Source organism: Granulicella aggregans, assembly GCF_014203275.1.
GTDB lineage: Bacteria > Acidobacteriota > Terriglobia > Terriglobales > Acidobacteriaceae > Edaphobacter.
Genome location: NZ_JACHIP010000001.1, coordinates 329,860 through 342,115, shown reverse-complemented (window position 1 = coordinate 342,115; position 12,256 = coordinate 329,860). Strand labels below are relative to the sequence as shown.

5 protein-coding genes are annotated in these 12,256 nt (G+C 59.5%); 3 read left to right on the top strand and 2 right to left on the bottom strand.

The window, feature by feature from the left end; translation table 11 throughout:
* The first annotated feature begins 58 nt into the window (after positions 1 to 58).
* On the top strand, positions 59 to 2,194 hold the full coding sequence (locus tag HDF16_RS01385; protein ID WP_184213382.1) for a beta-glucosidase: 2,136 nt from the start codon (positions 59 to 61) through the stop codon (positions 2,192 to 2,194).
* 24 nt (positions 2,195 to 2,218) lie between these two features.
* Here the strand turns inward: HDF16_RS01385 and HDF16_RS01380 are convergent, their stop codons facing one another.
* Positions 2,219 to 2,986 carry an IclR family transcriptional regulator gene (locus tag HDF16_RS01380; RefSeq protein ID WP_348641206.1) on the bottom strand — a complete coding sequence of 256 codons (768 nt, stop codon included), beginning with the start codon at positions 2,984 to 2,986 and terminating at the stop codon, positions 2,219 to 2,221.
* A 574-nt stretch (positions 2,987 to 3,560) separates the two neighbouring features.
* Between HDF16_RS01380 and HDF16_RS01375 the strand changes: the two genes are divergently transcribed.
* Together HDF16_RS01375 and HDF16_RS01370 are read left to right on the top strand one after the other, a co-directional pair.
* The gene (locus HDF16_RS01375) at positions 3,561 to 7,169 is read left to right on the top strand and encodes a TonB-dependent receptor (protein WP_184213380.1); all 3,609 of its coding nucleotides are present in this window, start codon (positions 3,561 to 3,563) and stop codon (positions 7,167 to 7,169) included.
* Positions 7,170 to 7,295: 126 nt separating this feature from the next.
* Positions 7,296 to 9,485, top strand: a complete 2,190-nt coding sequence (locus tag HDF16_RS01370; protein ID WP_184213379.1) for a glycoside hydrolase family 3 C-terminal domain-containing protein — start codon at positions 7,296 to 7,298, stop codon at positions 9,483 to 9,485.
* A gap of 628 nt (positions 9,486 to 10,113) precedes the next feature.
* Here the strand turns inward: HDF16_RS01370 and HDF16_RS01365 are convergent.
* On the bottom strand, positions 10,114 to 12,231 hold the full coding sequence (locus HDF16_RS01365) for a glycoside hydrolase family 3 C-terminal domain-containing protein (protein ID WP_246408563.1): 2,118 nt from the start codon (positions 12,229 to 12,231) through the stop codon (positions 10,114 to 10,116).
* Positions 12,232 to 12,256 lie beyond the last annotated feature (25 nt).

Genomic DNA, 12,256 nt, shown 5'->3' with positions numbered 1-12,256 from the left:
TTCTCTTCCACTCGCGCTCCCGGGCCAGACTCCCCCAGCGAAGAAACCCGGGGCGTGGATGGACAAGTCACTTTCGCCTGATCAGCGCGCGGACCTTCTGCTGCGACAGTTGACGCTCGACCAGAAGCTCCAGTTGATGCACGGTACAGGCGATCCTCACGAAGGTCCGGTCGATCCTCACGCGTCCGAGAGCAATGGCGGTTCCGGATTTGTCATAGGTCTGCCGGAGATAGGCCTTCCGGGCATTCAGATAGACGACTCCGCCTATGGAGTCGCATACTCCGCAGGCAGTGGCCGCTACTCCACCGCGCTGCCGTGCAATCTCGCTTCCGCTGCAACCTGGGACCCTCTTGCGGCGCAGAAGTACGGCCAGATGATTGGTCAGGAGTTGCGCGATCAGGGATACAATATGACGCTCGGTGGGGGCGTGAACCTTGCCCGCGAGCCTCGCGATGCACGCACCTTCGAGTATCTCGGCGAAGATCCACTGCTTGCGGGCACGATGGTGGGCAACCTCATCCAGGGCGTGCAGTCGACTCATGTCATCGGAGACATCAAGCACTTCGCGATGAACGATCAGGAGAGCGGTCGTCACGCCGTCTCTTCAAACATCGGCGAACGCGCCATGCGCGAGACCGATCTGCTGGCCTTCCAACTCGGCATTGAGATAGGTCATCCAGGCGCGGTGATGTGTTCGTATAACCGCGTCAACGAAACCTATGCGTGCGAAAACGAGTTCCTGCTGAAGACCGTGTTGAAGGGAGACTGGAAGTTCCCCGGCTTCGTCATCTCGGATTGGCTCGCAACGCACTCGACGGTGCAATCCTCCCATGCGGGTCTCGACAACGAAGAGCCCGAGAACACCTTCTATGGCCCGGCGATGAAGCAGGCCGTCGAGAGTGGCAAGGTTCCGCTCGCTGAAGTAGACGACCACGTGCATCGCATTCTGCGGACTATGTTCGCCGCAGGCGTAGTGGATGACCCGCCGAAGAAACAGGTGCCGGATGTCTTCGTCCACGCGCAGCTTGCACGCGAGATAGAGCAGAAGTCGATTGTGCTGCTGGAGAACCGCGACCATCTGCTTCCGCTCGACGCCGGGCATATTCACACCATCGCCGTGATTGGCCGCAACGCCGACAGGGGCATGATCTCCGGTGGCGGCTCGGCGCAGGTCGATCCGCCCGGAGGCAACGCCATTGGCGATATTCCGGAGGCCGAACGCAAGGCCGACTGGCAGCGCGCGATATGGTTCCCGGATGCGCCGCTTGCTGCGATCAAGGCAACTGCGCCTGGTGTGAGGGTGACCTTCAACGATGGCTCAGACCCCGCTGCCGCCGCGGCAGCAGCGGAGGGCGCGGACGCAGTCCTATTCTTCGCCTACCAGTGGATGGCAGAGGGCGTGGACCTGCCGACCCTCGGCCTGCCAGACGGACAGGATGCCGTGATCGCCGCCGTCACCCAAGCCAATCCGCATACGGTCGTCGTGCTGGAGACCGGCGGTCCGGTCCTGATGCCGTGGGTCAAAGATGTATCGAGCATCGTCGAAAGCTGGTACAGCGGAAGCATGGGAGCAACCGCGATTGCGGATGTTCTCTTCGGCGCGAGCAATCCGTCGGGCAAGCTGCCGATCACCTTTCCACTCGCGGACGCCGACCTGCCGCATCCCAAACTCATCACGCCACCGCCTGCCTCGCAGGAGGACTGGACGGACTCCGACAAGATGTCGCTCAAGCTACTGCAAGGCCTTCCATCGTTTGACGTCACTTACGACGAAGGTCTGAAGGTCGGCTACAAGTGGTACGACGCCGAGCATAAGCCCGTGCTCTTTCCCTTCGGCTTCGGCCTCTCTTACAGCACGTTTGCGTATACGAATCTCAGCGTAACAACCGGCTCCGCCCTCTCTGTCAGCGTCACGGTGAAGAACACCGGGACACGCGCCGGAGACGAGACGGCTCAGATTTATGCGGCCATGCCAGCATCAACCGGCGAGCCACCGCAGCGCCTCATCGGCTGGGTGAAGGCTTCGCTGCTGCCAGGAGAAGAGAAACGTCTCTCAGTGGAGATACCGCTTGAACGACTCGCCGTATGGAACGAGAGCGGTCATAGGTTCAGTGTCGATCCCGGCACCTACACCATTACAGCGGGCCCCGACTCGAGAGACCAGCCGTTACACCAAAGCATCAACCGGCCTTGATCCACCCCGCCGATACAGGGCGGGTCAGGGAATCAAACCGCCGATCGCAGCCGTAATCTCTCCCGCAGCGGCCTCAAGCGGCTTGATCATGTCGTCGATCGCAAGGCCCTGGGAGGCATGGATATACGGTACTGTAAGAGCTCCGAGAGCTGAGCCACGGTCATCGAAGACCGGGAAGCTGATGTTTACGACTCCCTTTACAAGGTAGCTCTCACGCTTCTCGTATCCCGCACTGCAGATCCGACTCAGGTGAGAGTTTAGATCGCGCGGCAGCGCCTTCCCGGTCTCCCGAACCCAATCCGCAAGTGTTCTTTGCCGCTGCTCTTCCTTTTGGTGAGCAAGAATCACATATCCGCTAGCTGCGGCCATCAGGTCTACCGTCGACCCCAGCTTTACGTAGAAACCTATGTCTGTAGGTGCATTCACCTGCGAGAGGATTACGACCCGGCTGGTCTCCAGAACGCCGAGATGGCAGGACTGTAGCGTCTGATGCGCCAGCCGCTGCATCACCGGAAGCGCGCTCGCCAGCAGCCGCTCCGTTGGCGGATGCTCCTGCACCAGCTTGAACAGCTTCAGGGTCAGTGAATAGCGATCGTTCCCCACCTGCGCAATGTATCCGCGTTGCTCCAACGTCAGAAGCATGCGGAAGATCTCCGAGACCGTCCGGTTTAGCGCGCGGGCCAGTTGACTCTTCGTCATGCCCTCGGTCTGACCCGCCAGAAGCTCGATCACGTCCAACCCCTTGTCGAGCGCAGGGGTCGCATAGTTTGCTACTTTCAATTCTTTTGCCACGATCCTCCTTACGAACATCCTTATCAATCACTTCCACACAACCGCCACGCCCCCCACCGAGGGGAGGAGTGAACATAAGGGACACTTTGCGCAGACGTTGCATCATACCTCGCGCGAATCGTGAGCGGCTTTTCCTGCCGCCGAATCGATGGCTGCTGAAGAGTCCTTGACAGTCGTTAGTTAACTCATGTATCACATGGGTTTCATGGATGCAAAAGATGTTTCACGTGTAGTAGACGTCGGCATCCAAAGGTCAGTCCAAAGATCACCATGAAGTTCGGAAGTATTTGCGCATATCCCGGGCAAGCCATTCAGGCGCATTCCTGCGCCCGGCTTCGCGTTGTCCCCGATTCCGCGCGCTCCGCTTCTTTGCCGCACCCGCATCGCCGGTACCTCCGGCTTCCTGAATCACTTTCGGCGGGTATATCTCCAGCCACCCCATGACGACCTACTCCTCCTAAAGCCCTGTTACGACTTTCTAATCAGGTGTTTAGGCGGTCAAAGCTAAATCGGTTTACTGAATCGATTTACTCAATCAGCCGGTTGTACAACCGACCCTTCAACGAGGCCAACAATGCGATCCACCCTAAGAAACGCCATCCGGCAGCAGAGCCTGACTCTGCTCGTCCTCCTGCTCACCTTTGTGGGTATGAGCGTTCAGTTACTCTCCGCTCAGACCACCGCCAGCCTCTCGGGCACGGTAACGGACGCCACCGGAGCGGTCATCCCCGGCGCAACCGTCGCCATCACCAATAACGCCAGCAAGGACCAGCGCAAGATCGAATCCAATGGCGCGGGATACTTCACCTTCGCCGGTCTCATCCCCGGAACCTACACGGTCGACATTACCGCGAACGGCTTCCGCGGCTTCCGCCAGTCCGACGTCTCCGTCAACCCCGGCGACGTCCGCGCGCTCACCAATCTCACCCTTGAGATCGGCGGTTCGAACGACACCGTCACCGTCGCCAGCAGCGTGAACGAGATCGCTCCCCAGGACTCCGCCGAGCGTAGCGCGTTGCTCAGCACCCACGACATCGACCGCCTTCCCATCGCCAGTCGTAACCTCTCCGAGCTCCTCAAGATTCTTCCCGGCGTCACCACGACCGCCAGCGGCACCGGCAACGGGCCTGGCTTTGACTTCTCCGATAACGGCTCCTCCGGGTCGGCGGTCGGCGTCGGTCTCAGCACTAACGGCGCTCCGTATCGCGGTGGTACCGCGTACCTGCTCGACGGCGCGAGCATCATCGATCCCGGTTGCGCCTGTTACTCCATCGCCACCGTCAACCCGGACATGACCCAGGAGGTCAAAGTCCAAACCTCCAACTTCGGTGCCGATGCGGCCCAGGGGCCTGTCGTTATCAACAACATCAGCCGCTCCGGCGGCGCGGAGTTCCACGGCCAGGCCTACTTCTACGCCCGCAACGGCGTGCTCAACGCCAACACCTGGCAGGACAAGCACAGCTCCACTCCTACCGCTCGCCCCGACGCCTCCTACTACTACCCAGGCGGCAGCATCGGTGGCCCGATTCTCATCCCCCATACCCACTTCAATCACGCCCGCAAGCTCATCTTCTGGGCCGGATTTGAAGACTTCCGTCAAACCCTCCCAGCTGCTTCGCCTTTGACTTCCTTTGTCCCCACCACCGCGATGCGCGCCGGAAACTTCAGCCTGACCGACCCGGACAACGCAAAGCTCTGCGCGGCCAGCACCGGGAACGATTTCTGCCAGTCTCTCACCGGCGGCTTCGCTCCGGACGGAACTCCGCTCACCGGGACTCAGATTCCGACCCAGTACCTCGACGCCGGAGCCCTCGCTTTACTGAAGCTCTTCCCAGCCGCCAATACAGATCCTTCCACCAACTCCGCCGGATACAACTACTTCCTGCAGCCTTCCAACACGCACGACGGCTATGTGTATCGCGGCCGCGTCGACTATAACCTCAGCGACAAGGACAAGGTCTTCGTCAGCTACCAATACGGCAGCGACTCCGAGACCTCCGTCTCCCACATCTACTACACCCCGTCGAACTCCGTTGCTTACCCCGGCGGTCCGCTCGTCAGCCCGGTACACTCGCACGTGATCAGCGGAAGCTACATCCACTCCTTCGGTTCCGCCGCGACGAACGAACTCCGCATCTCGGCCGGCTGGCTCGACAATCCGTACAAAGCCTCAAACCTTTCGGCAGTTGACATCTCTACCCTCGGCTATCCCTACGGGACTGTCTACAACGGAGCCTCGGCGATCGTGCCTTCGATCAACTCGCCCGGAGCGCGCACGCTGCCTGACATCTCGCAGCCCGACCTCTATCAGCAGGGCGGCACCTTCAACTCCAACAAGAAGTCTCCCTCGGTCTCCGATGACTTCACCTACGTCTACAAGACCCACACCTTCAAGGCGGGTGCCTACTGGAGCCGCGCCGGAAACAAGCAGGGAACCTACGGCTTTGTGAACGGCTCGCTCTCCTACGCCAGCGGTGCGAAGGTCGACCAGATCACCGGCCTTACCATCGGAACCACCAACCCCCTCGCTAACTTCCTGCTGGGCATCAGCAGTGGCTTCACTCAGAACAACACCAATCCCGTCGATGACATGCACTACACCACAGGTGCCGGTTACGTTCTCGACAACTGGAAGGCGACCAGGAAGCTCACTCTCAACCTCGGCGTGCGTCTCGAACACCTTGGCCGCTGGCAGGATGCCTCCGGCACCGGCCTCGCTACGTGGGAACCCACCCGCTACGCCGATGACGTAGCCGCTGGAAAGAACCTCCCCGGCGTCTACTGGCATGCCATCGATAAGAGCGTTCCCAACGGCGGCTCGCCCGTCACCTACCTCTTTGCCGAGCCACGTGTCGGTCTCGCCTATGACGTCAGAGGCGACGGCAAGACCGTCGTTCGCGGCGGCTGGGCGGCCTATCGCTGGAACGACCAGTACAACGACTACGCTGGCCCGCTCGGTACCGCTCTCGGCATCAAGACCTTCAACTCCACCAGCGGCGATGCCATCACGCTCAGCGAGATCAGCGGCCTCGGCGCAAACTCTGCTTCACTCGGATCGCTTCCTTCCAGTGTCTACGCCACCGATGCCACTGACGATAAGGTCGGCGTGAGCTACGCTTACAACCTCACCATCTCCGAACAGCTTCCCCACGCGATGCTGCTTGAGGTGGCCTACGTCGGCAACAATAGCCAGAACATTCTGCTTGGTGGCCAGAGCAATGGCTCCGGCGTTGGCGGAACCGGAATCATCAACCAGAACAAGATTCCTCTCGGCGGTCTCTTCAAGACCAACCCCGTGACTGGCGCGGCTGCTCCGACCGACCCCGAAAACACCCCCAACGTCGTTGACTACTACCCCTACTATCAGGGCTATGGCTCAAACGCCATCGACGTCGACACCCACAAAGGCTACGCCAACTACAACGGAGCCCAGTTCAGCCTGATCAAGCAGGCGGGACGCTCCTCCTTCAACGCCAACTACACCTGGTCCAAGTCGCTCGGCATCGTCTCCAGTACGCTCGATGCCTTCAACGTGCGCAACAACTACGGCGTTCTGAACATCGACCGCCCCCACGTTGTGAACACTTCATATGCGTTCGATCTTGGCAAGCTCTACAACGGCAACAAGATCGTCGAAGGCGCAACCAATGGCTGGACTGTCACCGGTACCACCACATGGCAGGCCGGTGGAAACATCCAGGCCAACACCAGCCAGAACCTTGGTCTCACCATCCAGAACACGACACTGAACCATACCATCGGCTCCTCCACCTACTACGGAACGCCGGTTCAGTCTGTCCTTCCCATCCTCACCTGCAACCCTACTGCTGGCCTGAAGACGTACCAGCACATCAACCTCGATTGCTTCACCGCGCCGCAGCTTGGCCAGGTCGGCATTCGCCAGTTTCCGTACCTGAGCCTTCCTTCCTACTTCAACTCAGACCTCGGCGTCTACAAGACCTTCCGCGTCACCGAGTCGCAGTCTCTTGAAGTGCGCGGTACGATGTTCAACTTCCTCAATCATCCTTTGCCCGGATTCAGCACCACCGATCTGGTCGCCCTCAAACTACAGACCCCCAACAACTCCACCTTCACCTCGCAGGTCTCGAACGCAGATCGCGGCATCACGGATGCCAAGTACGGTCAACGCTCCGTTTTGCTTGCGATCAAGTACCGCTTCTAGACGGATAACTTTCCCTCCAAAGCCCTGGCTCCGGTGACGGTGTCAGGGCTTCTTTTCTGTAACGCGATCTCTGTACACTTCTTCTGCTTGATAAACCGATTGACCCAGCAACGCCAGACGAGAGCCATGACCAGACAAGTCTTCGCAAAGATCTTCGCCGCCTGCCTCTGCCTCGGAACCGCCGCCTCGGCCTTCTCTCAAGGTTCGACCGAGCCCTTCCGCAACCCCGATCTCCCGATGGAGCAGCGCATCACCGATCTGCTCTCGCACATGACGCTCGAGGAGAAGATTGCCTGCCTGGGGACGAAGACAGCGGTGCCGCGTCTCGGCGTGAAGAGCTTTGGCAGCTCTGAAGGCATCCACGGTGTCGTTCAGCGTGGCGGATACAGCGGGCCGCCGATCGAGACGACACAGTTCCCGCAGCCTCCCGGCATGGGCGAGACCTGGGACCCGGAGCTGGTCAAGCAGGCCGCTGGCGTCGAAGGCTACGAAGCCCGCTACATTACCCAGACGGCGAAGTACAACCGCCAGATCCTCATGCTCTGGGGCCCGCAGTCCGATCTCGCGCGCGATCCTCGCTGGGGCCGCACCGAAGAGGTCTACGGCGAAGACCCGTTCCTCAACGGAACCATGGCCACCGCCTTCATCCATGGCCTGCAGGGCGACGATCCAAAGTACTGGCTCTCGGCTGCGCTGCTCAAGCACTTCCTCGCCAACAGCAACGAAGACTTCCGAACCTCGTCCTCTTCAGACTTCGATCAGCGCCTCTTCTGGGAGTACTACTCCGTGCCCTTCCGCATGGGCTTTCTCGATGGCGGAGCGAAGGCTGTGATGGCCTCCTACAACGGCTGGAACGGCACACCCATGGTCGTCAATCCCATCCTCAAGAGCATCCTGCAGAAGCAGTGGGGCGTCGATGTGCTATCGAGCGACGGCGGTGCCGTCAAGCTTCTCGTTGATCCGCGCCACGCCTTTCCTGATCAGAAGTCGGCTGTCGTCGCCAGCCTCAAAGCCGGCATCAATCAGTTCCTCGATACCTACCAGGACGAGACGAAGGCCGCCGTCAAGGAAGGCCTGATCTCCGAAGCCGAGATCGACGATCTCCTTCGTCCCAAGTTCCGCGTTACGATTCGTCTCGGCCTGCTCGATCCCGACGACCTCGTCCCTTACTCGAAGATCAAAGACTCGCCCGAGCCGTGGGCCACCGAGAAGCACAAGGCTATCTCCGAGAAGGTAGCGCTGGAATCGGTCGTCTTACTCAAGAACGAGAAAGCGCTCCTTCCGCTCAAGCGCGAGAGCCTCAAATCCATCGCCGTCATCGGCCCACTGGCTGACTCCGTCCACTGGGACTGGTACGGCGGCTTCCCACCCTATGCTGTCACGCCTCTGCAGGGCATCACGCATCAGGCCGGATACGGCATCAAGATCAACTACGCGGCAAGCGAACTTCACCAGGCCGCGATCGATGCCGCGAAGGCGTCCGATGTCGCAATCGTTGTCGTTGGCAACGATCCTACCTGCGGACCCGACATGGCGAAAGACTGGCACGACACCGTCGATGGCGGCGGCACGCTCGCCTGCTCGGTCGCCAGCGATGGCAGGGAAGGCCGCGACCGCGAGAGCATCACCCTCGAGCAGGAACAGCTCATCAAGCAGGTCTACGCCGTAAACCCGAAGACCGTCGTCGTCCTCGTCTCGAGCTTCCCTTATGCAATCAACTGGTCGCAGGCCCACATTCCCGCGATACTGCATATCACGCACGCTTCGCAAGATGAAGGCACGGCCATCGCGAAGGTGCTCTTTGGCGACTACAACCCGGGCGGTCATCTCACCGCAACCTGGCCCAAGTCGCTCGACCAGCTCCCGCCGAAGATGGACTACAACATCCGCCACGGTGACACCTACATGTACTTCAAGGGAGAGCCGCTTTATCCCTTCGGCTTCGGTCTCAGCTACACGACATTCAAGTACTCGAACCTGAAGGTGAGCCCGCCGCAGCCCGCGAAGGATGGCTCCTACTACAACGTCAGCGTCAACGTGACCAACACTGGCGATCGCGCGGGTGACGAAGTCGTTCAGTTGTACGTCAAGCACATGGCGTCGAAGGTCGAACGCCCCGTAAAGGAACTGAAGGCGTTCCAGCGCGTTGCGGTCGAGCCCGGAAAGACGCGAACGGTCGAGCTCTCGTTCAAAGTCTCATCGCTTGCGTATTGGGATGAGAAAGAAAACGCGTTCAAGACTGAATCTGACTCTGTGAACGTGATGCTTGGAGATGCCTCGAACGACATCAAGCTCTCCACTGCGCTGCCACGTTGAGTGAGCAGATGGTCTGTTAAAGCTCACCGAGCTATCGTGGCACCACGGCGAAGACCTGGCTCGTGAGTATCTGGGAGACATGGTCGCCAGCTATTCGCGTAAGCGCGTCATTGATCGTGTCGGTCGTATTCTTCGTTGCGATATGAAGTAAACGAGTTGACTTTGCGGTCGTCTGACACAGCTTATATTTGTTGTCGATTGTTTCCCGGGCACGAAAGATCAGTTCTGAGCGCACAATGAACTCCATGGTTTCTTGCGGCGCTATGGCCATAACCTGCCGGTTTACGCGGGTGAAGTGCGGGTATCTCACGTGGAGACTTCGCTGGCTGGTTGCCCGAAGTCTCAAGCTGGATCGAATCATCAGCTAAAAGCAGCGCGCTTAGGCGGCCTCTAAATCCGAACTTGGTTCGGATAATTCAAGCATATGCTCTAAAACCTGTTTGTCACGATAAATCGCGAGGAGCAACGGTTCGCATATGTCGGCAGAGCAACGCTGAGGGATGACCGGCGGGCCCTCAAGGCAGGCTTTGGAGCGGGCTAATTTGGAGCCCAGCTGCCATCGATACAAGCCGGGTTAGCGCCATTCCTCATCCGATCCGTAGTCGACAAGGACGGATCGGATGAGGATCTACTTGAGCTGTAAGGTTGTCTTCAGAGCGGCTTCGGATGATCCCCCGGCCCACAGGGTGTAGCTTCCCGGTTCGACAACCCATTTGTTCTCGGTGTTCCAAATCTGCAGTTGCTGCTGTGGTACTTCGAAGGAAATCGTTCGGGTCTCGCCAGCTTTGAGGTGGACGCGAGTGAAGCCCTTGAGTTCTCTTTCAGGAGTCTCCACGCTGCTAAAGTCACGACGCAGGTAGAGCTGTACTACGTCGTCTCCATCGCGCGATCCCGTATTTGTAACTTCCAATGTTACGTTTATGTTCTGCCCGTTCTTCAGCGTTGGCTGCGTTGCCGTCATGCGGTCGTAGCGAAACGTTGTATAGCTAAGGCCCCATCCGAAAGGGAACAGAGGCTTGCCGTCATCGTCGACGTATTTATGCACGCGGGAGGGATCAGAGTTGTAATAGACGGGCAACTGGCCAGTGCTCTTTGGGAAGGTGGCGGTGAGATGGCCCGCTGGGTTGTTGTCGCCGAAGAGTGTCTCCGCAATCGCCTGGCCACCGAGTTCGCCGGGATACCAGCACTCGAGAATGGCGGGGACGTGCTGCGCGGCCCAGTGGATGGTTAGAGGCCTGCCATTTTCAAGGACAAGCACAATGGGCTTGCCGGTCGCGACGATCGCTTCCAGTAGAGGCTCCTGGTTACCAGGTAGATCAAGGTTCGTGCGATCGAAACCTTCACCTTCGACTCCCTGCCACTCTCCCATTCCGAGGATGACAACATCGGCCTGTCGCGCCATAGCGACAGCCGCGGAGATATCTTTTCCTTCGTCGAAGGTGACAGTCGCATCCGGCACCTCTGCCTGTATGCCTTCGAACATGCTGATATGCTTGCCGTTCGTCTCGCGCTCATAGTCTCCATAGCGCGCGATCTTGCCGTTCGGACCAATGACAGCGATGTGTTTCGTGGTCTTCGTAAGAGGCAGAAGGTTGCCATCATTCTTGAGAAGTGTCATCGATTCGCGGGCAGAACGCAAAGAGACGGTAAGATGCGCCGAGGTGCGTTCGGTGCGAGACGTAAGTGTGGTGTCGACGAAGGGATGATCGAAGAGGCCCAGCATAAATTTCACACGCAACACGCCGCGCACCGCACGATCGAGATCCGCAGGCGGAAGCGTGCCCGCTTTGATGCAATCGACCAGAGCCTTTTCGAATACGGCATGGTCGAAGTCGTAGAACTGCATATCGACGCCTGAACGAATGGCAAGACAGGTTGCCGCCTGAGGCGATGACGCGACGCGGTGATCTTCGTAGAGTCTGCGAATGGCTCCGAGATCGGACAAGGCAAAGCCACTGAAGTCCCATTCTCCGCGAAGAATCTGCTTCAAAACCAAGGGGTCCGCAGTCATCGGAATCCCGTCGATCTCGTGGTATGCAACCATGGTGGCCATGGCGTGGCCTTCGCGAAATGCGGGTTCGAAGGCTGCGAGCATCTGGGTGCGCAACTCACGTTCGCCCATGTGGACGGGCGATGTGTTTTCGCCGCCATCCGGGGAGCCGTGCCCTACAAAGTGTTTCGGCTCGGCCACTGCGGTGTGATCACTGGCCAGCGAATCACCCTGCATGCCCTGCACGTAAGCCAGGCCAAACTGGCCGGTAAGGTAAGTGTCCTCACCGAAGTCCTCCTCGACGCGGCCCCAGCGTGGATCGCGCGCCAGGTCGAGCACGGGGGCGAGGATCATATCGACGCCGTGCGACCGCGCCTCCGCAGCGATGGCCGCGCCTGTCTCGCGTGCCACCTGGGGGTCCCATGTGCCGGCGAGACCGATGGGCGCTGGAAAGACGGTGCCGGTGTCGTAACCGTGTAGGCCTTCTTCAATGAAGAGTGCGGGAATGCCGAGCCTGTTGTGGGTGATCACCCACTTCTGGATGGCGTTCGCCTGCTCGGCCGTTGGGTTCAGATCATGAACAGCACCGACACCGAGGCTCCCCCAGATGGCCTCTGCTTTCTCAGGAACGAAAGCAGCATCCAGCGCCGCATGGGTCTCATCAGTGTGGGCACTCACAATCTCTCTCGCGCTGGAATACATATCAAGCTGGCGGGCCTTCTCCTCGGGCGTCATGCGCGAGAGTAGGTCGTTCAAGCGTTCTTCCAAAGGAACATGGGCA

Bases quoted from the DNA above. Each gene is read 5' to 3' on its own strand.
- HDF16_RS01385 (WP_184213382.1), top strand. From the start codon at position 59: ATGGACAAGTCACTTTCGCCTGATCAGCGCGCGGACCTTCTGCTGCGA.
- HDF16_RS01375 (WP_184213380.1), top strand. From the start codon at position 3,561: ATGCGATCCACCCTAAGAAACGCCATCCGGCAGCAGAGCCTGACTCTG.
- HDF16_RS01370 (WP_184213379.1), top strand. From the start codon at position 7,296: ATGACCAGACAAGTCTTCGCAAAGATCTTCGCCGCCTGCCTCTGCCTC.